This window comes from Arthrobacter sp. AB6 (assembly GCF_031844545.1).
GTDB lineage: Bacteria > Actinomycetota > Actinomycetes > Actinomycetales > Micrococcaceae > Arthrobacter.
Map to the genome: position 1 here is coordinate 145,453 of NZ_JAUZVL010000008.1, position 19,071 is coordinate 164,523.

Consider the following 19,071-nt stretch of genomic DNA (forward strand, 5'->3'; position numbering starts at 1 on the left):
CTTACAGGGCAGGCTGGCGCTTCCTGCGGAACACCATCCGCAGGTGGTCCCGGAAACCCAGGCTGCTCCTCCGGCTGGCTATGATCACGCCGGCGACTGAAGCCAGCAGCACGATGACGCCGCCGGAAGCCACTGACCAGCGCGCGCCGAACTCTGAGCCGATCCAGCCCATCAGGGGCGCGCCCAGGGCGGTACCGCCCTGGAGGACCGCCAGGTAGAGCGCCAGCACGCGGCCGCGGAACTGCGGTTCCACGGAGAGTTGGATGCTCGTGTTGCAGCTGTTCAGGAACGTGATGGACGCCAGCCCGATGGGGATCAGGACGGCTGCGTACAGCCAGAACGACGGCGACACGCTCCCCAGGAGGGTGAACGCACCGAGTCCCAGTGCACCGCCCAACAGGAACCGTAGCCGCGGCCCCGCCCGGCGTGCCGCAAGCAGCGCGCCGGCCAGCGTGCCCACGGCCATGATCGAACCAAGAAGCCCGAATTCACCCGGGCCGGCGCCGAACTCAGTGGTGGCCATCAGTGCGTTGATGATGGGAAAGTTCATTCCGAACGCGCCAAGGATGCCCACCAGGACCATGGTCAGCACCAGGTCCGGCCGGTTGCGCACATAGCGGACGCCTTCCGCCACCTGGTGCTTGCTCCGTGTTGCCGGGGCAGCGGAGGCGGGTTCTGCGGTCCGGATCCGGAAGAGGGAAACTATGACGGCGGCGAAGCTGGCGGCGTTCAGCAGGAAGACCGGTCCCGTGCCAACCCAGGCAATCAGTACCCCGGCAATGGCAGGGCCGGTCAGCCGGGCTGTGTTGAAGGAGGCGGAGTTCAGCGCAACGGCGTTGGAGATGTTGTCCTGTCCCACGAGTTCGGACACAAACGACTGGCGCGACGGTGCATCGATGGCGCTGGCTATCCCAAGACAGAGGGCGGCCAGATAGGCGTGCCAGAGCTGGGCGGTGCCGGTCACCACCAGGAGCCCGAGTGCCAGCCCGGTCACGCCCATGGCCACCTGCGTCCACAGCAGGATTACCCGCTTGCGGTAGCGGTCCGCCAGCACTCCGCCGTACGGGCCAAGCAGCAGCATGGGGAGGAACTGAAGGCCTGTGGTGATGCCGATGGCGGCGCCGGAGTAGTTGGTGAGGACGGTCAGGACCAGCCAGTCCTGCGCCACCCGCTGCATCCAGGTCCCGATGTTGGACACCAGCGCGCCGCCGGCCCAGATCCTGTAGTTGCGGTCTTCCAACGCGCGGAACATGGCGCTCATCTGCCGCTCATCTCCTGCATGATGTGTGCGGCCCGGCTCAGGACCAGCCGGTCTTCCTCGCTCAGCCCGGCCACGCGCTGCGCAAGCCACGCGGTCCGCTGGTTCCGGGCCTCTTCAAGGACGGCCCGGCCGGCATCGGTGATGTCGATGTGGACCTGACGGCCGTCGGCGGGGTTTGCCGCCCTTGAGACGAAGCCCAGTTCGGCGAGGGCGTTGACGATCCGGGTCATGGACGGGGCTTGCACGTGCTCGCTTGTGGCCAGTTCGCGGAGGGTGCTGGGTCCGCTGCCGTTGAGCAATGCCAGCACCGTGTACTGGCCCGGCGTGATGACGTCGCCGGTCGCCTCGACGCGGAGCCGCCGCGAGGTGCGCATCACGGCGGTTCGGAGGTCGATGGCCAGGGTGTCCGGGCTGATCTGCCCGGCCGTGCTCTTGTTCTTGGTTGTGGTCACGTCCGCGTTGCGCCTCCGAAAATGCTTAGCAATGCTAATTAGTCCTGCTAATAAGTATGCTAACGTGTTCTTTTCGGCACGTAGTCCGGATATTCCTGATGCGGCCGGGGCGCCAGGTTCCGGCCACGGTGCCGTGGCCTCCACCAGGCCGGGGCCGTCCTTGACCGGCGAGAACATCCTTGAACTCCTGGCAGGTCTGTTACTGGCTGGGCAACGCTCGTAGGGTGGGGCCATGGCTGATGCATTCTCGTCCCTGATTGAAGCATTCAAGAACGTCGGAGTTTCCAAGGCCTATGGTGCGCCCGTCAAGTTGGGCGGGGAAGAGGTCATTCCCGTAGCGCTGGTGTCCTTCGGGTTCGGCGGCGGCGGGGAGGCCGGGCAGGACGGCGCCTCCGGGGGCGGCGGTGGCGGGATGGTGCTGCCGCTCGGCGTCTACCGGAACATCGGCGGTCAGGTGGCGTTCCGGCCGAACACCGTGGTTGCCCTGGTGTGCCTCGTCCCGGTCATCACCGCTGTGGGCGCAGCCGTCCGGAAGGCCATCCGCGCCGCCAAGGCGTAACGGGAAGCCCGGCGCTACGGGGCTGCGCAACAGGGCCCGGGTTCAGTGCGCCCGGACTGCTCCTGCGCACCGGCGCCGGGCCCCACTGCGCCAGGCCGCGGCGCAGGGAGCTGCCATGGCGCTGGAACTGCCGTCCCGCCGTCGGCCATCCCTGCGGGGCTAGGATGGCCGCATGGGTGACGTTGACGATTCCCTTGCCGCCTTGGACGAGCCGGAGCGCAGCTCCCTGCAGCGCGTCATTGCGGCGGCGCGGCGCGTGATCCCGGAGGCCGAAGAGGGGCGCAGCTACGGGATGCCGGCGTTGAAGGTGGACGGCAAGCCGCTCATCGGGGTAGCGGCGGCTGCCAAGCACCTGTCCATCTTTCCGTTCTCGCCCGAGGTGGTGGACGCCGTCGCGCCCAGGCTGGCGGGCTTCTCGCTGTCCAAGGGTACTGTCCGGTTCACGCCGGACCATCCCGTCCCCGAGGAAGTGGTGGAGGAGATGGTCCGGCTGCGGCTGGCTGAGATCCGGAAGTAGCGCCTAGAGCTGCGCCGCGTCCAGGGGCAGCGGAGTGATCGGCTGGTCGTTCGCGGTCAGGTCGATGCCCAGGTCCTTGGCGAACACCAGGCGGGTCTCCTTGTAGATCCCCGCGTGGTTCTCATCCAGCTCGAAGACGCGCGCGCCGCGGAGCCGGTTCCGGTCGGCGCCAGGCAGCCCGTAGGCGCCGAACCCCGTCCCGGGGGCGTAGCCGAGCTCCACGCCGTAGTAGTTGCCCACGTAGGTGTTGACGTGGTCGTGGCCCACGAAGTAGCCGCGGACGTCCCCGCGTTCCAAAAAGGCGTTGAACAGCCCGGAGTTGAAGGGGCCGGGGCACTCGTCCTCGTTCCGCTCGCCAACGATGCCGTGCTTCTTCACCGCCCGCTGGTGGTCCGCGTCCGTCCGGGAGTCGATGCTGGCGAACCACATGCTGCGGTGTTCGTGCAGGGCGATGTGGCCCCACATCAGGGAGGGAATCTTCCTGCCGTACTTCTGCTCGGTGGCGATGGAGAGGTTGCGGTACCAGGTGACCTGGTCCATGCGGACCCAGTCCCAGTCCGGGTAGCCCTCGAAGTCCTGGCCGTTGATGGTGTCCGGGGCGTAGCGGCCGGTATCGATGAGCCAAAGGCCGAAGGCGGGGTCCTTGGATTTCGAGGACTGCACCAGCAGCAGCGAGTTGGACGTGCCGGTGAGGCCATCCGTGGAGTCGCCGTTGACGTTGAACGCGTAGCTCTGCAGGAATTGCAGCATCCGGGCCTCGGTCATGCCGGTCCTCGCCACCGAGTCCTCGTCGTGGTTGCCGAACGTGACGGCCCACGGGATCTGCCGGCTTTCCATCGGCCGGACCACGTGGTTCAGGGCCTGCTTGACCTCGAGTTCAGTGTCGCAGCCGCCGTTGATCACGTCCCCGTTGATCACCACGAAGTCAGGCTTTTCGGCATCCAGCGTGCGGTCCATGAGTTCGATGGTGCGGCGGTCCGTCTGCTCGTCGTCCTGGGTGTCGTTGAACTGGATTACCTTGAACCGGCCGTCCGGGCGGAACGCGAGGGCGGGCTTGGGTGCCTTCGTTCCCGGTGCCGCGGTGGCTCCGGTTGCGGCCGCCACCGTCATGCCGAGTGCACCCAGGGTTCCGGCTGCCGCCAGGGCCGCCCGCCTGCTGAAGTTGGGCTGGTTGAGTTTGATGGTCATCGCTGCCTCTCTGCATTGTTGCCGCCGGGTTCCGGCCGCCGTCACCTGTGAGGGTAGGAAGCCCGGGCATCGGGGTGCCTAACGCATGGTGAACGGCACGTGCGAAGCTAGCGTTTAACGGACACGTACCGGGAGGGACCTGTGAAAACCAACGAACTGCTGCTGGACGCCTTCGGCCGGATCCGCGAGCACGTGGAGGCCACCCTTGAAGGGCTCGACGGCGGGACGCTTGCTTGGCGGCCGGGCGGCGCCGGCAACTCGATTGCCTGGCTGATCTGGCACCTCAGCCGCGTGGAGGACGCGCAGGTGGCGGACGTCGCCGGCCGCGAACAGGCCTGGAGTGAGCAAGACTTCGTGGGCCGCTTCGGGCTCCCGCTGAACCCCCGCGACACCGGCTACGGCCACTCCACGGAGCAGGTGGATTCGGTGCAGGCTGAGCCGGAACTGCTGCTGGAGTACTACGACGCCGTCCACCGGCGGACCGTGGAGTTCCTGCAGGACCTGGGGGACCGGGACCTGGACCGCGTCGTGGATACCCGGTGGGACCCGCCTGTCACGCTGGGCGTGCGCCTGGTGAGCACCCTGGCAGACTGTCTCCAGCACGTGGGGCAGGCCGCATACGCCAAGGGCCTGAAACAGGTGCAGGGGCAGTAGCAATCCCCTATTTCCGTGGGCACAATTCGGTTCCATAATGGCCACATAGGCTTCGGGGACCCTCGCGCCAATGACGGCTGGCGGGGCACGCAGAGTCCCAGATGGCCGCCCCGGAAAACTGGCGCGACGGGCGGCCATGCGTTCCCGGACTTGGTGGTTCGGGTCCGCGCCCGGGGGAGAGCAACCGCCGCCAATACAAGAATGCTCAAAAGGAAATCACCATGCTCAAAGATTCAGCAGTCATGGCTGTCCTTCCCGCAAAGGACATTAACAGGGCCAAGGATTTTTACCGGGAAAAGCTGGGGCTGGAGCCCTCCGAAACCGTGGAGGACAACTTGGTGTACCGGTGCGGCAACGGAACAAGCTTCCTTGTGTACCAGACAGATAACGCGGGCACGGCCAGGAACACGCAGATGGGCTGGGAAACGGACAGCCTCGAGCGCGACATGGAGGAACTGCGGGGCCGCGGCGTGGTGTTCGAAGACTACGACTTCCCCGGCCTGAAGACAGAAAACGGAATTGCCACGGACAGCTGGGGCAAGGCCGCCTGGTTCCTGGACAGCGAGGGAAATATCCTTAATCTCTCCCAGCGCGCATAACAAGGGCCACGAGCCCGCGCGGGCATGGTGCCCGCGCGGGCTGAGCCCTGCCTGGTCACCACCTGGCTGGCCTCAAGATGCAGCGCTTGTTAAGCGCCGAATCCTCCATGCGGCAAGAACAATCAAGTCCTGATCAAAATTGCCAAAGGTTCTCCCCAGTTTCGGCGTCATCTGCGGTCCGGGGAAATAGGTTCTTTCCATAATCAGTTTTGGCTTGGCAAAAGGCCCGGCTTATTGCCGGGCCTTTATTTAATGGGGAAACATTGCCGCCACGCGCCTTTACCTTCACCGTCGCTGGGATCAGCGCGCTGCTGGTCCTTCCGGTCCTCGTCGGGTGCGCGGGCCCCGCCGACCTGAAGGCCGCCTCGTCCGAAACCACAACTTCGCCAGCCGCCGCTTTGGCGGGCGCACCCGCCAGAGCAACACCGGCGCCGTCGTCCGTCCAAGAAACGGGCGCACCGCTGGATCCCGACACCACCAGCCTGGTGCCGCAGGCCGCCGCTATGGCGGCTCCAAGGATGCACCCCGCGTTCGCCACCACGGCGATCGACCTGCTGGCCACCCTCCCCATCAAGGGCCGTGCGCCCAAGACGGGGTACGACCGCGCGCTGTTTGGGCAGGCGTGGCTCGATGTTGACCGTAACGGCTGCGACACCCGCAATGACATGCTCAAGCGGGACATGACGGGCATCAACTACACCAACAGCGTGCCCTGCAAGGTGCAGTCGGGGACGCTGGCGGACCCGTACACCGGCACTACCATCAGCTTCCTGCGGGGGAGCGGGACCAGCAGCAAGGTGCAGATCGACCATGTTGTTGCGCTCAGCGACGCGTGGCAGAAGGGCGCGCAGCAGCTCACCACCGAACAGCGGACCGCCTTCGCCAACGATCCGCTGAACCTGCAGGCGACGGACGGGCCAACCAACCAGAAGAAGGGCGACGGCGACGCGGCCACCTGGCTGCCGCCGAACAAGGGCTTCCGCTGCGAGTACGTCTCCCGGCAGATTTCAGTGAAGGCTACCTACAGCCTGTGGGTAACCAAGGCCGAGCACGACGCTATGGCCAGGATCCTGGCCGACTGCCCGGGCCAGCTGGCGCCCACAAACCAGGAGGCACCTGCCACTCCGGCGCCCGCACCTGCTGTGGCGCCGGCCCCGGTTGCGCCGGCTCCCGCTGCTCCGGCCCCGGCCCCGGCTGCGGTGCCGGCCCCACCCGCTGTTGTCCCGGCGCCTGCGGCCGCCTACTTCGCCAACTGTGCCGCGGCCAGGGCTGCCGGTGCCGCGCCGCTCTTCGCCGGGCAGGCGGGCTACCGTGCCGGTCTGGACCGTGATTCCGACGGCGTTGCCTGCGAGTAGTCGCTAAGCGTAAGTTCAATTTGCTGAATGCCGTGGATACCTTCGTTCTTGGAGGCATCCATGGCTTTCGTCTGCCAGCGTGTCCTGTGACGTCGCCCTAACGGCCTTGACAGGAGGCGTCTCTAAGCTGCTTTTCCGGTCCCATAATTGATGAACCTGAATGAAACCTGAAAATCCCTAGACACTGGAATAATTCGAGGTCTAGGCTGAGCGCCATTGGGGGCTAAAGAAAAATTCTTCTGGAGGCAAAGCATGCCGCAACGCAGTAGATTGGTTGTTTTTGCAGCACTAAGTACCCTGGCACTATCAGCGCTCGGACTCTCGGGCGCCACCGCCCACCCGGATGGCCAGCACGGCATGGACGAAGGGCACCTCGTCGGAACCGGGGAGTTCGGGAAGATTGATCTGTTGGATGTCGTCCGCCTGACAGACACTCCCGACCTGATCGCCGATGTGAGTGTCTCGCCAGATGGGAACACCGCCTACCTCGCCAACTGGGGCGAGCCTGACTGTGCGGGACCGGAAACGGGCGGGCAGACCAGCCCGGATGCCGGCGTCTACATTGTGGACATCACCGGCGTGGACCAGGGCGCGGCCGGAGCGGAACCGAAACAGGTGGGATTCATCCCGTCACACCAGGATTCACGCCCGGGTGAGGGCCTGCAGGTCGTCACCCTCAGCACCGCAAGCTTCACCGGAGAAGTCCTTGTGGTGAACAACGAAGCGTGCGGGAAGAACGGCAAGGGCGGCGTGTCGCTCTTCGACGTTACGGACCCCCTCAACCCAAAGAAGCTGTCCGAGAACTTCGGTGACCGCGCGCCGGGAAGCCGGGATTCCAACGAGATCCACAGCGTTTTTGCCTGGGATGCAGGGGCCAACGCCTATGTGGTGATGACCGACAATGAGGAAGTCACGGATGTGGACATCCTCGACATCACCAACCCGCACCGGCCGCGCCTGGTCGCGGAGTATGACCTGAATGCGTTCAAGGTAGACCAGCCGGAACTGGGGCTTACCGATTCTTTCCTTCATGACATGGTGGTCAAGGAAATCAACGGCCATTTCATAATGCTGCTCTCGTACTGGGACGGCGGTTACGTTCTCCTGAACGTCGATGATCCCGCCAACGCCGTGTTCCTCGGGGACTCGGACTTCGCGGCGGTGGATCCTGAACTGCTTGAATCCCTGGGTGTGTCCCTTACGCCTGAGGGCAACGCGCACCAGGCGGAGTTTACGGCCGACAACCGGTTCATCATCAGCACGGATGAGGATTTCGCACCCTACCGCACGGACGATTTCAAGATCACCAGCGGAGCACACCCGGGCACTTACCCTTCGGTGATGGTTTCCGGGGGCCAGGCGCCTGCCGTCCTGCCGGACCTGACCCTGAATGGTCCTGTGGTGTATGGCGGCTACGCCTGCCCCGGCTCCGCGCCTGTCCCCACGCCGGAGAGCGTGCCGGGATACGTGGAATCGCTGGCACCCGGGGAGGAAACCACCCTGGTGCTCCAACGAGGTCCGGTCGGGGACCCGAGTGCCCCGGAGGGTGCGTGCTTCCCGGGGGAGAAGGCCCATCAGGCAGCCCTTGCGGGCTGGGACGCCGTGCTTTTCGTCAACCACCACACGGGTGAGGCTGCCACGACTGAGCCGTTCTGCGGTTCAGGCGCCTTCGTGGACGAGATCGTTGCTGTCTGCACCACCCACGCGGCATTCCACCGACTCTTCGACCTTGCACCGCTGGATGCGCCGTGGACCTACCCCGAAGCCCTTCCCGTCGGCACCATCGGGGCGGACATTGAAGTGGGGTCCGTCTTTGACGGCTGGGGCTACGTCCACCTCCTGGACGCGGCCACCCTGCAGGAGTTGGACACGTTCGCCATCCCGGAAGCACATGATCCCGCCTACGCGCTCAATTCCGGGGACCTCAGCGTTCACGAGGTGGCCGTCGATCCGCAAGACCCGTCCCTGGCTTACCTCTCGTACTACTCCGGCGGCCTCCGGGCGGTCCAGATCCAGTGCACCAACCCGGCCGATAACGCCACGTGCGAACTGGTGGAAGTCGGCGGCTACCTGGATGAGGCAGGGAACGACTTCTGGGGAGTGGAGACGTTCGTAGGTGAGGACGGAGCCACCTACGTCCTGGGCAGTGACCGGGACAGCGGCCTCTGGATTTTCAAGGATCCGTAAACCCGGAACAAAACACGGAGGGGGGCGGCTGGGCGCCCCCCTCCGTCTTTAAAGCTCCTACCTCCTTCAGTGCGAGGTGAGTTCGCGCATCAGTCCGAGTTGCGCCAGGAACTCCACCTGGTCGAAATAGAAGTGGTGAGAGGCGATCTCCCCGTTCTCGACTGTGGCGACGTCGCAGCTGTGGACACTGAGTTGCTTGCCGGTGGCCGGCAGGGTTTCGCCGGTGGGCATGCGCAGCGGCCCGGTGTTGGTTCCGACGACGATGCCTTCATCGATCGCTACGTTGCCGGACTCGTACCGCCCCGTCTGGTTGTACCTGACGTCGGGCATCGCTTCCCAGAATTCCATCAGGTACCCGGTGATGGCGTCACGGCCGCGGAGCTCACCCTGGTCAGGGGTGTAAGCCACGGCATCGGTGGCGTAGCTACGTGCGAGCGCCTCTTTGTCTTTTGTTTCCATGGCCTTGTTCAGGCGATCCATTACTTCGCGTGCCTGTCCCATTGTGGACCTCCAATTTGGGCGGCCTCACGGAAGCGGAGGTCGCTTCGTGGATTGGTTTCGGCTGCTTGTCGAAGCCAATTAAATTCCACGCCCGCCGCAGGCTGCTGTCAACGGACGGTTCAACCGCTTGATCACCGGGGAAGACACCCCGGCAGTGCTTTCTCAAGTGGCCTGTTCTGCCCGCCGCAGGAAATCACGGAGCACCTGCAGGAACAGATCGGGCTCCTCGAGATGGGGCATGTGGCTGCTGTTCTCGAAAATGACCAGCTCCGATGCCGGTACCAGGCTGTGGTACCACGCCGTATCCTCGGGCCGCATCTCGTCGTGACGGCCGCAGATGAACAGTGTGGGAACGGATAGGTCCCCCAGGCGGCCGGTTGCGTCGTAATCCTTGTGGATTCCAGTGATCTGGAATTCGCTGGGCCCCTGCATCCGCTCATAAATGACTTGGTTCAGCTGGCCAAAGGTCCGCATGAGGGGCTCAGGCCACGGGTCCAGCCGGCAGACGTGCCGACGATAGAATTCCATGGAGGCGTCCTGGTATTCATCTGAGTCGGTGGTGCCTGCCGCCTCGTGCCGGTCAAGCACAGCGCGGACCTCTGCCGGCAGCTCCCCCCGGAGTGCAGCTGCAGTTTCAGCGTAGCGCGGCAGGCTCAGGCATGGATCAGCCAGAACCAAGCCCGCCAACCTGTCCGGCGCCCGGAGGGCGTACTCGGCCGCCACGATTGTCCCCCACGAGTGGCCAAGCAAATGGACCCGGTCCAAAGCGAGGCCGTCAAGTATCCTGCCCAGTTCGTCAACCAGGCGTTCGTTGGTCCACAATCCAATGTCGTCCGGTGCATCGGATTTTCCCGCGCCCAGCTGGTCGTAGAAAACCACCGGCCGCTCATCGGCCATGGCCTCCAACGGTTCGAGATAGTCGTGGGTGGCACCCGGGCCGCCGTGAACAATGACCAAGGGTACAGCCGGGCTGTCGCCGACGACGCGATACCAGACACCACCGCCCGGAACCTGCAGCCGGCCTTCCCGAGTGCTTACTCCAGCGGACATGATCCACCATCCATGATGAGCTTTTGTGCGCAGGACGCGTCCTCGTCTTCGATTACACTCCCCATCCGCGTCCCGGTCAACGGCTGCTAGGTGACCCTGATCCGGGAGATGCGCAGCCGGTCCATCGCCGTCACCGTCAGCACGTGGCCTGCCACCTCCACCTGGTCGCCGACGCGGGGGAGGCGGCCCAGCCGGTCGATGACGAACCCTGCCACCGTCTCGTAGTGCCCTTCCGGCAGTTCGATCCCGGCGGCCGATTCGAACTCCTGCAGGATCAGCCCGCCGTCCACGTCCACCGCCCCGTTGGTCCTGGTGACGCGGTCCTCGGGTTCGGCGCCGGTGTCGTACTCGTCGTAGATCTCGCCCACAAGTTCCTCCACCAGGTCCTCCAGGGTGACGATGCCGTCCGTGCCGCCGTATTCGTCCACCACCAGCGCAATATGCTGGCCCAGCCTGCGCATGCGGGACAGCGAGGGCAGCACTTTGTTGGTGCCGGGCAGCGGAAGGATCTCCCGCGCGATGTCACGCACCAGCCCGTCGTCGTACTTCCCGTCCCGGGGCATGAGGTCACGGATATGGATGAAGCCCAGGACGTCGTCGGGCGTTTTGTCGATGACGGGATACCGTGAGAACGGGCCGTCCCTGACCATGCTGCGTACGGCCGCGATGGTGAGGTTGCCGTCGATGAAGGTCACCTCGGTGCGCGGCCGCATCACTTCCTGCAGCGATCGGTCCCCGGCGCCGAAGACGTCGCTAAGGATGCTCCGGCTGTGTTCCTCCAGTTCCTCGCTCTCGGCCACCATGTCCCAGAGTTCCTCGGAGCTGACGCTCTCCTGCCTGGCGTGGGGGTCGCCGCCGAAGAGCCGCACCACGGCGTCGGTGGAGACGGACAGCAGCCAGACGGCCGGGCGCATGATCTGCGAGAGGACCCCCAGCGGCGGGGCAAGCACCTTGGTGAAGCCGACGGCGCTTTGCATGGCCAGGCGCTTCGGCACCAGTTCACCGAGCACCAGGGACAGGTATGCCACCAGCAGCGTCATGCCGATGAACGCAACAGGTTCGGCCGCGGCGCCGAAGCCGATGCCTTCGAGGAGGGGTTCGACGTCGGGCGCGATGGTGGAGGCGCCGTAGGCGGCCGAGAAGAAGCCGGACAGCGTCACGCCGATCTGCACGGTGGAGAGGAAGCGGTTGGGATTGCCGGCAAGGGCGGCGATCCGGGCGCCGCGCTTCCCCGACTTTTCCATCCGGCGCACCTGGCTCTCGCGGAGCGACACCAGCGCCATTTCCGTCCCGGCGAACACCCCGCCCAGCAGCACAAAGAAGAGGACCAACAGGAAATTGAGCAGCGTGTCCACGTCCATGCTCAGACAATATCGAATGGGCGCCGGAAGCCCGGGATGGCGGAATTTGCTAGTTCATATAGCAATTAGACAAGCTAGGTACTGAAATCAGTCCGGGGAATGGTGCTGCAGTGCTCACCCAGCGCGGCTGCCTGCATCGTGGGGAAAGGAAGGACCTGATGAAGGACTCGGACCGCAAGGCGCTCGTTATCTTCATGATCGCGGTAGGGGTGGGGATGCTCGTCGCTCTCGCCGGCAGCCAGGGTGGTGCCACCGTGGGCGGCTTCCCCCTGTTTGCTTTGGGGGTGGCGGCGGCCTTCGTCATCCAGTGGCTGGCATTCGTCCCCGCATTTAGGGCACAGACCGAAAAGTATTACGACCTCACCGGCGCCCTGACCTACATCAACATCACGGTGCTTCTGGTAGTTCTGACCCCGGGCGTGGATGCGCGGGGGCTGCTCCTGGCCGCGATGGTGGTGGCGTGGGCCGTGAGGCTGGGGAGCTTCCTGTTCCGCCGTGTGAGCAAGCACGGCAAGGATGATCGCTTCGATGAAATCAAGCCGTCGTTCATCCGGTTCCTGAACACCTGGACGGTGCAGGGGCTGTGGGTGGTCCTCACCGCGGCCGCGGCCTGGATTGCCATCACGTCCGTTGCCCGGGTTGCGCTCGACTGGTGGGCGCTGGCGGGCTTTGTGGTGTGGGCTGTTGGTTTCGGTATTGAGGCCCTGGCGGACAACCAGAAGGGCCGGTTCAAGGCTGACCCGGTCAATAAAGGCCGATTCATCTCCACCGGCTTGTGGTCCAGGTCCCGCCACCCCAACTACTTCGGCGAGATTGTGCTCTGGACCGGGGTGCTCGTTATCGCTGTTCCGGTCCTGGAGGGCTGGCAATGGCTGGCCTTGCTGTCCCCGGTGTTCGTAGCGTTGCTGCTGATCAAGGGCAGCGGCATCCCGTTGCTGGAGAAAAAGGCTGACAAGAAATGGGGCGGCGATCCCGATTATGAGGCCTACAAGAAGAACACCCCAATCTTGATCCCCAAGCTGTAGGAGAATGTGCGCGTGCCCTAGCTCTGGCTGTCCCGGCTGGGTACGGTGTCCGCATGCAGAAGATATCGATTGATGCCCTGGCCAGACAGCAGCTCAAAGCGGCCGTGGCGGCTCCCAGCGGCCGGGCTGCGGACACGGCGTTCGGCGGCCACGAGAAGAAGCTGCGCCAGACCGTCATGGCCTTCCGCGCAGGTACCCAGCTCAGCGAACACCAGAATCCCGGCGAAGCTACGGTCTACGTGATCAAGGGGTCGGTGTGGCTGAAGTCCGGAGGGGAGGCCTGGCAGGGAAAGGCCGGGGACCTGCTCATCGTTCCGGACGGGCTGCACAGCCTGGAAGCGGACGAGGACTCGGCGGTGCTGTTTACGGTGGTCAAGACGGACCGGTAGGGAAGGGGCCTGCGCCTCCCGGGTGGGCTGGCGCGACGGGCATCAGCTGAATCCCATCCGGAGGCCCGGGGGGACAGGCGGACCTACCGGCCCCCACGGTAAGCCCGTTACTCCGCAGCCGCCGGGACCAACTCCCCGTCGCGGAGGACTGGAGTGCTGCGGCGGCGCCAGTATGCGGCCAGAACTGCACCGGAAACGTTGTGCCAGACCGAGAAGATGGCTCCGGGCAGGGCCGCCTCCGGCGTCAGGTACTGCCGCGCCAGCCCGGCTGCCAGACCCGAGTTCTGCATGCCGACTTCGATCGCGGTGGTGCGTCGGGAGGGGATCGGCAACCGGAACAGGCGGGCCGCCGCGTAACCCAGGGCGTAACCAAGGCCGTTGTGAAGGATAACTGCTGCAAGTACCAGCAGGCCGGCCGCGAAGATGGCCTTTGCGCTTCCGGCGACCACGGCAACCACCACGGCGGTAATGGCGAGCACGGAAATCCAGGGAAGGGCAGGCAGGGCCATGTTGACAAGGCGGGGCAGGAAGAGTCGGGCCACGAGTCCCAGCAGCACAGGGAACAGTACGATTTGGACGATGGACCACGCCATGGAACCGGCGTCCACGGGCATGTATTGGCCTGCCAGCCACAGTGCCAGCACCGGCGTCAGCAGCGGAGCGATCAGGGTGGAGACGGTGGTCATCGCCACGGACAGGGCAACGTCCCCCTTGGCAAGGTAGGAGACCACATTGGACGCCGTTCCACCCGGGCAGCAGCCCACCAGGATGACGCCCGCGGCCAGCGCCGGCGGCAGCCCCAGTGCCGCGGCCACCAGCCAGCCCAGGAACGGCATGATGGCGTACTGCGCCACCACCCCGATCACCACCGGGACGGGACGTTTGGCGATGACGGCGAAGTCAGGGGGCGTGAGCGTCAGCCCCATGCCGAACATGATGAGTCCCAAAAGGGGGCTAATCCAGGGGCCCAGCCCGGTAAACGCTGATGGAGCGGCAAGCGCCACGGCTCCTCCGGCCAGGATAAGCACAGGAAAGAGCGTGACTGCGATGCGGGCGCTGCGTTCTTCCGAGGCTGAGGCCGTCGTGGAAGATTCGGATAAGGAAGACATACCTATCGATTATCACAGTGAGGGTCGGGTCACGGAATTCTCAGGTCTTAATGTCGCGGCGCAGGTGCCCGGCGACGCCTTGGTGCATTCATCGCTGGTCAGGCCCGGGTGGAAGGCGCAGCCCTGCCTCTTGCCGCTCGCCGCGGAATTAATACCGCTCGGCGCAAAAATCATACGCTTGGTGACGATTTGCCCCATGATTGCCGGAGGCATTGGCCCAAGTGGGGCTTTTCGCCCCTAAATCGAACAGACATCGACGCCGTCGGATAAGCAAGCGTCGGATAAGCAAGCGTCGAACAAAGCAAAGGGAATATCTATGGGCTGGCTGGACCGAGAACGAACTGTTGCCCCGCCGGGATTCAACCGCTGGCTGGTGCCGCCCGCCGCGCTCGCGGTCCATCTCTGCATCGGGCAGGCCTACGCCACGAGCGTGTACAAGACCGCCCTGGTCAAGCACTTCGGCGCCAGCCTGACCGAAATCGGCGTGATCTTCTCCATCGCCATCGTGATGCTGGGCCTCTCGGCCGCGATCATGGGCACCTGGGTGGACACGAACGGCCCGCGCAAGGCGATGTTCACCTCGGCCATGTTCTGGGCCGGCGGCTTCCTGATCGGATCGCTGGGCATCTTCACGGGCCAGCTTTGGCTCGTCTACCTGGGCTACGGCTTCATCGGCGGCATTGGGCTGGGCATCGGCTACATCTCACCTGTGTCCACCTTGATCAAGTGGTTCCCGGACCGGCCCGGCCTCGCCACCGGCATGGCCATCATGGGCTTCGGCGGCGGCGCGCTGATCGCCAGCCCAGTCTCCACGGCGCTGCTCAAGATGTACGATTCCAACTCAGGCGCCAAGGACTGGGTGGCCAGCGGCGATGCCGTGGGCAAGCTCTTCCTGACGCTCGGCGTCGTCTACCTCGCGTACATGCTCTTCGGCGCCTTCACCATCAAGGTTCCCGCGCCGGGCTGGGCGCCGGCGGGCTTCGACCCCGCCAAGGTCAAGGCCGCCAAGCTCGTCACCACGGAGAACGTCTCCGCAAAGAACGCCATTAAGACCAAGCAGTTCTGGTTGGTCTGGATCGTCCTGTTCTGCAACGTCACCGCGGGCATCGGCATCCTCGAGCAGGCCGCGCCCATGATCCAGGACTTCTTCCGCCAGTCCGACGGCGTGTCCCTGGTGAGTGCCGCCGTCGCCGCCGGCTTCGTGGGGCTCCTGTCCATCGGCAACATGGCGGGGCGCTTCGCCTGGTCCGCCACCTCCGACGTCACCGGCCGCAAGCGCATCTACATGGTCTACCTCGGCGTCGGCGCCGTCCTTTACACGGTGCTGGCGCTGGCCGGATCGAGCACCACATTCCTCTACGTGGCGCTTGCCTTCGTCATCATTTCCTTCTACGGCGGCGGCTTCGCCACCGTTCCGGCCTACCTGCGTGACCTCTTCGGAACCTTCCAGGTGGGGGCCATCCACGGCCGGCTGCTGACCGCCTGGTCCGCCGCCGGCGTGGCCGGTCCGCTGATCGTCAACGCGTTCCTGGATGCGCAGGGCAAGCCCGGCCAGCTGGACGCCGCCTCCTACCAGCCGGCACTGCTGACCATGGTGGCGCTGCTGGTGGTCGGTTTCCTGGCCAACCTGATGGTCAAGCCGGTGGACGCACGATTCCACGAACCCCGCCCCGACCGGGGACGGGCACACGAACCTGCCATGGAGGCCTGAGATGAGCACTGCACACACCCCCGGCGCGCAGGCGCCCGCCAAAGTATCCGTCGGCAAACTCGCCATCGCCTGGGCGCTGGTGGGCGTCCCGCTTGCCTACGGGATCTACCAGACCCTGACCCGGGTGGCTGCGCTCTTCGGGTGAGGAATGGCGCCAACCCTGCCCGCGCCGGCCGCGGCGCAGGGTTGGCGCAGGAGTCCTTAAGAATTTCCGCAGTTCCACCAAAACGCACGTTTCCGGTTCACGGCGGGCCATAGGCTCTTCCCTGGCGCAAACACGGCCATGATGCCGGCGCCCGAACCTATCGTGCACACAACCTGGGGAACTGCATGTCCAACAACACGTCCTTGCCTGAAACGATGCCTGCATCCGGCACCCGCGCGGTGGCCGCCGTCGTCCTTGCCGCTGTCCTTGCCCTGTTCTCCGGGGGTGCCCCGGCAGCCGCAGACACCGTGGACAGCACCGCAACATACGCGGCCGAAGCTTCGGCTGCCGTTGAGGCAGCGGACCTGCTGGCCACCCTCCCCGTGAAGGGCCGCGCGCCCAAGACCGGATACGAACGTGCACTGTTTGGCCCGACGTGGGCGGACGTGGACCAGAACGGCTGCGATACCCGGAACGACATCCTGCGGCGGGACCTGACCGAGGTCACCTACACCACCAGCGTCCCCTGCACGGTCAAGACCGGCATCCTGGCGGACCCGTACACGGGCACAACCATCAGCTTCGTCCGCGGCACCACCACCAGCAGCGCCGTGCAGATCGACCACGTGGTGGCGCTCAGCGACGCCTGGCAGAAGGGCGCGCAGCAGCTGACCACCGAGCAGCGGACGGCGTTCGCCAACGATCCGCTGAACCTGCAGGCAACGGACGGCCCCACCAACCAGCAAAAGGGCGACGGCGACGCCGCCACATGGCTGCCGCCGAACAAGGGCTTCCGGTGCGAGTACGTCGCCCGGCAGGTTTCGGTGAAGGCGCGGTACAGCCTGTGGGTGACGCAGGCCGAGCGCGACGCGATCGCGGGCATCCTCGCCGGGTGCCCCGGGCAAGTGGCGCCCGCCGCCGTCGGGCCCGCCGCTCCTGCCGCGGTCTATTACGCCAACTGCGCCGAGGTTGTGGCTGCCGGAGCGGCGCCCCTTTGCGCCGCTTCGCTAGGGTACAGGTCCGGGCTCGACGGGGATTCCGACGGCGTGGCCTGCGAGGGGTAGCTCCTGTCCCGGCATGTCCGGCACCGCTCTGCGGACGACGGCGGCGCGGTCACCTTCAGGAGGGGGTATCCACGGATAGGCTGGAGCTGACCGCACCAAGACAACAAAGGGCACCGGAGGATGGGCACGATGGCTGATGACCGGGCACCTGCCTTTGACCGGGTAGTCCTGATCTTCAATCCGACGAGGGCCGGGATGGCCGCGCGGATCGATTCCCTGCAGGAGGAGCTTGCCGCGAACCTTCCGGACCTGCCAGTGGACCTGCTGCCCACGGAGTTCGCGGGGCACGCCCGGGACTTGGCACGGTCGGCGGCCGAAAGCGGAACTCCGCTCATCGTTTCGGTCAGCGGCGACGGCGGGTACAACGAGGTGGTCAACGGCGTGATGGACGTGTCCGCCAGTAGGGCGGTGTGCACTGTGCTCCCGGCAGGGAACGCCAACGATCACCATAGGAGCATGCCGGTCCGGCCGCTCACCGAAGCCATCCGCGAGGGCCGCGTCCGGCGAATCGACCTGTTGCGCGTGACCTTCCGCGGGATGCACCGGGAGCAGGTCCGGTACGCCCACTCCTATGTGGGGTTCGGGCTCACGCCGCTGATGGCCATCGGGATCGAAAAGGGTGGAAAAGGGAAAGTCCTGGAACTCATATCCGTTGCCCGGACGCTTTCGGGTTTGAGGCCGTTTGAGCTGGTCCGGGCAGACGGTGCCACCGCGAAGTTCGACAGCCTGATCCTGGCCAACATTTCCCGGATGGCCAAGTATGGAACGGTCAGCGAGGCGGACCACCCTGACGATGGCCGGTTCGAGGTGGTCACATTACCCCATGCCGGGCTTATGAGGATGGCGCTGATGACCCTCCGGGCCGTCACGCTGGGACTGGGGCATCAGCCCAGCGTCAGCAGTTATGCCTTCACGACGCGGGACGCCGTACCCTGCCAGATTGACGGCGAAGTGGTCTATGTCCAGGCAGGCACCCATGTCCTGGTGGAAAGCGCCAAGGGCGCCCTGCCAACCATCTGATGGAAAATGGCCGGGGCGTTAAGGCAGCGCCGGACCGCCGAATGACGGACGCCGGCCGGACCGGTAGGCGGAGTCGATGACGGGTTTGAGTTCGTCGAGCACAGTCTTGTTCCCCGGGAGAACCACGTGGGCCAGGAATTCGGATTCAAGGGTGGCGATGCCTGCCGCCGCCGCTGCGAGTTTGGCGTCGATGGCCAGGGCCAGGGCATGCCACGATTTGCGGTTGGCGCGTTCGAGGACTTTTGCGTTCGCCTCGTGAAGCGGGCCTTCGGCTACGTCCCCGCGGATGGCCAGGGCGCCTTCAGACTGCAAAAGCGGAAGGACAATCCGGAATTGCCGGCCGCCGCCCTTGAAAGCGATGGCACTCTGGTTCCCCCGTTGGGTGAAAAGAACGTCCGTTGCCCCGTAGTCTCCTAGCGCCCGCCTGATGTGTTTCCGGGAAGCCTCGCTGGTAAAGGAATCGCCCCGGGTGTAAGGACCTGTCATTCTTCAACTATGCGCCTCCCGGCCACTCTTTACTGCATGGCTGGTACCTGCGCGCGTGAATCTGCGCCAGACTGGAGGCTGCACCCACCACGAAAGCGGAGTCCCTTGATTACTCTCCAGCAGGACGCAGACGGCTTCATCCGGATGAACCGGCACTACCCCAACAGCGTCCGCATCAGGATCGCCTTCACCGACGGCAGCACCGGCGAATTCTCAGGGCAGACCCTCAACAATGCCTACGACGCAGCCCTCGCGGAATTCCGCGCGAAGAACGGCCTGGATGCGCGGGGGTTCTCCAGGACGCCCGCCGGCCGGCAAAACTCCGGCAACAAAGTCGATTTTGTTCCCGTCCATCCCGGCATGGGGGAGTAGCGCGCCCGTCGCCCAACCGGCCGCGGGCACCGTTCACCGCGGACCCAATAATTAGGTATCCCGGCA

21 protein-coding genes are annotated in these 19,071 nt (G+C 65.4%); 13 read left to right on the forward strand and 8 right to left on the reverse strand.

The window, feature by feature from the left end:
* Position 1: 1 nt before the first annotated feature.
* Both Q9R30_RS09140 and Q9R30_RS09145 read right to left on the reverse strand, forming a co-directional pair.
* Complete coding sequence (locus tag Q9R30_RS09140; protein WP_104996983.1) at positions 2-1,261, reverse strand: MFS transporter; 1,260 nt, start codon at positions 1,259-1,261, stop codon at positions 2-4.
* Positions 1,258-1,713, reverse strand: a complete 456-nt coding sequence (locus Q9R30_RS09145) for a MarR family winged helix-turn-helix transcriptional regulator (RefSeq protein WP_396136713.1) — start codon at positions 1,711-1,713, stop codon at positions 1,258-1,260. The genes Q9R30_RS09140 and Q9R30_RS09145 overlap by 4 nt, the downstream gene beginning before the upstream one ends.
* Positions 1,714-1,945: 232 nt before the next feature.
* On the opposite strand from Q9R30_RS09145, the gene Q9R30_RS09150 reads away from it, so the two are divergent.
* Positions 1,946-2,272, forward strand: coding sequence for a hypothetical protein (locus Q9R30_RS09150; RefSeq protein WP_311217400.1), 327 nt, complete (start codon positions 1,946-1,948; stop codon positions 2,270-2,272).
* Positions 2,273-2,444: 172 nt separating this feature from the next.
* Positions 2,445-2,789, forward strand: a complete 345-nt coding sequence (locus Q9R30_RS09155; protein ID WP_104996993.1) for an iron chaperone — start codon at positions 2,445-2,447, stop codon at positions 2,787-2,789.
* Positions 2,790-2,792: 3 nt separating this feature from the next.
* Here the strand turns inward: Q9R30_RS09155 and Q9R30_RS09160 are convergent, their stop codons facing one another.
* Positions 2,793-3,977, reverse strand: a complete 1,185-nt coding sequence (locus Q9R30_RS09160) for a metallophosphoesterase family protein (protein ID WP_311217401.1) — start codon at positions 3,975-3,977, stop codon at positions 2,793-2,795.
* Positions 3,978-4,118: 141 nt separating this feature from the next.
* Between Q9R30_RS09160 and Q9R30_RS09165 the strand changes: the two genes are divergently transcribed.
* The 4 genes from Q9R30_RS09165 to Q9R30_RS09180 all read left to right on the forward strand — a co-directional run bounded on the left by Q9R30_RS09165 (position 4,119) and on the right by Q9R30_RS09180 (position 8,772).
* Positions 4,119-4,631, forward strand: coding sequence for a mycothiol transferase (locus tag Q9R30_RS09165; protein ID WP_311217402.1), 513 nt, complete (start codon positions 4,119-4,121; stop codon positions 4,629-4,631).
* A 221-nt stretch (positions 4,632-4,852) separates the two neighbouring features.
* Positions 4,853-5,230, forward strand: a complete 378-nt coding sequence (locus Q9R30_RS09170; protein WP_104996996.1) for a VOC family protein — start codon at positions 4,853-4,855, stop codon at positions 5,228-5,230.
* Between the two features lie 263 nt (positions 5,231-5,493).
* Positions 5,494-6,585 (forward strand): DUF1524 domain-containing protein, encoded by a 1,092-nt coding sequence (locus Q9R30_RS09175; protein ID WP_311217403.1) that lies wholly within the window; start codon positions 5,494-5,496, stop codon positions 6,583-6,585.
* A gap of 252 nt (positions 6,586-6,837) precedes the next feature.
* The gene (locus Q9R30_RS09180) at positions 6,838-8,772 is read left to right on the forward strand and encodes a hypothetical protein (RefSeq protein WP_311217404.1); all 1,935 of its coding nucleotides are present in this window, start codon (positions 6,838-6,840) and stop codon (positions 8,770-8,772) included.
* A 66-nt stretch (positions 8,773-8,838) separates the two neighbouring features.
* Here the strand turns inward: Q9R30_RS09180 and Q9R30_RS09185 are convergent, their stop codons facing one another.
* The 3 genes from Q9R30_RS09185 to Q9R30_RS09195 all read right to left on the reverse strand — a co-directional run bounded on the left by Q9R30_RS09185 (position 8,839) and on the right by Q9R30_RS09195 (position 11,684).
* On the reverse strand, positions 8,839-9,252 hold the full coding sequence (locus Q9R30_RS09185) for a nuclear transport factor 2 family protein (RefSeq protein ID WP_311217405.1): 414 nt from the start codon (positions 9,250-9,252) through the stop codon (positions 8,839-8,841).
* Between the two features lie 183 nt (positions 9,253-9,435).
* Positions 9,436-10,323 carry a proline iminopeptidase-family hydrolase gene (locus Q9R30_RS09190; RefSeq protein WP_104997000.1) on the reverse strand — a complete coding sequence of 296 codons (888 nt, stop codon included), beginning with the start codon at positions 10,321-10,323 and terminating at the stop codon, positions 9,436-9,438.
* A gap of 86 nt (positions 10,324-10,409) precedes the next feature.
* On the reverse strand, positions 10,410-11,684 hold the full coding sequence (locus tag Q9R30_RS09195; protein WP_104997001.1) for a hemolysin family protein: 1,275 nt from the start codon (positions 11,682-11,684) through the stop codon (positions 10,410-10,412).
* A 158-nt stretch (positions 11,685-11,842) separates the two neighbouring features.
* On the opposite strand from Q9R30_RS09195, the gene Q9R30_RS09200 reads away from it, so the two are divergent.
* Together Q9R30_RS09200 and Q9R30_RS09205 are read left to right on the forward strand one after the other, a co-directional pair.
* On the forward strand, positions 11,843-12,709 hold the full coding sequence (locus tag Q9R30_RS09200; RefSeq protein ID WP_311217406.1) for a DUF1295 domain-containing protein: 867 nt from the start codon (positions 11,843-11,845) through the stop codon (positions 12,707-12,709).
* A 53-nt stretch (positions 12,710-12,762) separates the two neighbouring features.
* Positions 12,763-13,098 carry a cupin domain-containing protein gene (locus tag Q9R30_RS09205; protein WP_311217407.1) on the forward strand — a complete coding sequence of 112 codons (336 nt, stop codon included), beginning with the start codon at positions 12,763-12,765 and terminating at the stop codon, positions 13,096-13,098.
* Between the two features lie 107 nt (positions 13,099-13,205).
* Here Q9R30_RS09205 and Q9R30_RS09210 read toward each other — a convergent pair whose 3' ends face one another.
* Complete coding sequence (locus Q9R30_RS09210) at positions 13,206-14,207, reverse strand: bile acid:sodium symporter family protein (RefSeq protein ID WP_104997004.1); 1,002 nt, start codon at positions 14,205-14,207, stop codon at positions 13,206-13,208.
* A 316-nt stretch (positions 14,208-14,523) separates the two neighbouring features.
* On the opposite strand from Q9R30_RS09210, the gene Q9R30_RS09215 reads away from it, so the two are divergent.
* The 4 genes from Q9R30_RS09215 (at position 14,524) to Q9R30_RS09230 (ending at position 18,147) form a co-directional block, all read left to right on the forward strand.
* Positions 14,524-15,918, forward strand: a complete 1,395-nt coding sequence (locus Q9R30_RS09215; protein WP_104997005.1) for an OFA family MFS transporter — start codon at positions 14,524-14,526, stop codon at positions 15,916-15,918.
* Position 15,919: 1 nt separating this feature from the next.
* Entirely contained in the window at positions 15,920-16,063 is a 144-nt protein-coding gene (locus Q9R30_RS09220) for a hypothetical protein (RefSeq protein WP_199775332.1), read from the forward strand.
* A 215-nt stretch (positions 16,064-16,278) separates the two neighbouring features.
* Entirely contained in the window at positions 16,279-17,127 is an 849-nt protein-coding gene (locus Q9R30_RS09225) for a DUF1524 domain-containing protein (RefSeq protein WP_311217408.1), read from the forward strand.
* Between the two features lie 129 nt (positions 17,128-17,256).
* A complete protein-coding gene (locus Q9R30_RS09230) occupies positions 17,257-18,147 on the forward strand; it encodes a diacylglycerol kinase family protein (protein ID WP_104997007.1) in 891 nt (296 codons plus the stop codon).
* 18 nt (positions 18,148-18,165) lie between these two features.
* Here Q9R30_RS09230 and Q9R30_RS09235 read toward each other — a convergent pair whose 3' ends face one another.
* Positions 18,166-18,633 (reverse strand): hypothetical protein, encoded by a 468-nt coding sequence (locus Q9R30_RS09235; RefSeq protein ID WP_104997008.1) that lies wholly within the window; start codon positions 18,631-18,633, stop codon positions 18,166-18,168.
* A gap of 105 nt (positions 18,634-18,738) precedes the next feature.
* Between Q9R30_RS09235 and Q9R30_RS09240 the strand changes: the two genes are divergently transcribed.
* Entirely contained in the window at positions 18,739-19,005 is a 267-nt protein-coding gene (locus Q9R30_RS09240) for a hypothetical protein (RefSeq protein WP_104997009.1), read from the forward strand.
* Positions 19,006-19,071: the final 66 nt, after the last annotated feature.

Bases quoted from the DNA above. Each gene is read 5' to 3' on its own strand.
- Q9R30_RS09205 (WP_311217407.1), top strand. From the start codon at position 12,763: ATGCAGAAGATATCGATTGATGCCCTGGCCAGACAGCAGCTCAAAGCG.
- Q9R30_RS09210 (WP_104997004.1), bottom strand. From the start codon at position 14,207: ATGTCTTCCTTATCCGAATCTTCCACGACGGCCTCAGCCTCGGAAGAA.
- Q9R30_RS09195 (WP_104997001.1), bottom strand. From the start codon at position 11,684: ATGGACGTGGACACGCTGCTCAATTTCCTGTTGGTCCTCTTCTTTGTG.
- Q9R30_RS09170 (WP_104996996.1), top strand. From the start codon at position 4,853: ATGCTCAAAGATTCAGCAGTCATGGCTGTCCTTCCCGCAAAGGACATT.
- Q9R30_RS09155 (WP_104996993.1), top strand. From the start codon at position 2,445: ATGGGTGACGTTGACGATTCCCTTGCCGCCTTGGACGAGCCGGAGCGC.
- Q9R30_RS09235 (WP_104997008.1), bottom strand. From the start codon at position 18,633: ATGACAGGTCCTTACACCCGGGGCGATTCCTTTACCAGCGAGGCTTCC.
- Q9R30_RS09160 (WP_311217401.1), bottom strand. From the start codon at position 3,977: ATGACCATCAAACTCAACCAGCCCAACTTCAGCAGGCGGGCGGCCCTG.
- Q9R30_RS09220 (WP_199775332.1), top strand. From the start codon at position 15,920: ATGAGCACTGCACACACCCCCGGCGCGCAGGCGCCCGCCAAAGTATCC.
- Q9R30_RS09140 (WP_104996983.1), bottom strand. From the start codon at position 1,261: ATGAGCGCCATGTTCCGCGCGTTGGAAGACCGCAACTACAGGATCTGG.
- Q9R30_RS09230 (WP_104997007.1), top strand. From the start codon at position 17,257: ATGGCTGATGACCGGGCACCTGCCTTTGACCGGGTAGTCCTGATCTTC.
- Q9R30_RS09225 (WP_311217408.1), top strand. From the start codon at position 16,279: ATGCCTGCATCCGGCACCCGCGCGGTGGCCGCCGTCGTCCTTGCCGCT.
- Q9R30_RS09215 (WP_104997005.1), top strand. From the start codon at position 14,524: ATGGGCTGGCTGGACCGAGAACGAACTGTTGCCCCGCCGGGATTCAAC.
- Q9R30_RS09185 (WP_311217405.1), bottom strand. From the start codon at position 9,252: ATGGATCGCCTGAACAAGGCCATGGAAACAAAAGACAAAGAGGCGCTC.
- Q9R30_RS09190 (WP_104997000.1), bottom strand. From the start codon at position 10,323: ATGTCCGCTGGAGTAAGCACTCGGGAAGGCCGGCTGCAGGTTCCGGGC.
- Q9R30_RS09180 (WP_311217404.1), top strand. From the start codon at position 6,838: ATGCCGCAACGCAGTAGATTGGTTGTTTTTGCAGCACTAAGTACCCTG.
- Q9R30_RS09200 (WP_311217406.1), top strand. From the start codon at position 11,843: ATGAAGGACTCGGACCGCAAGGCGCTCGTTATCTTCATGATCGCGGTA.
- Q9R30_RS09150 (WP_311217400.1), top strand. From the start codon at position 1,946: ATGGCTGATGCATTCTCGTCCCTGATTGAAGCATTCAAGAACGTCGGA.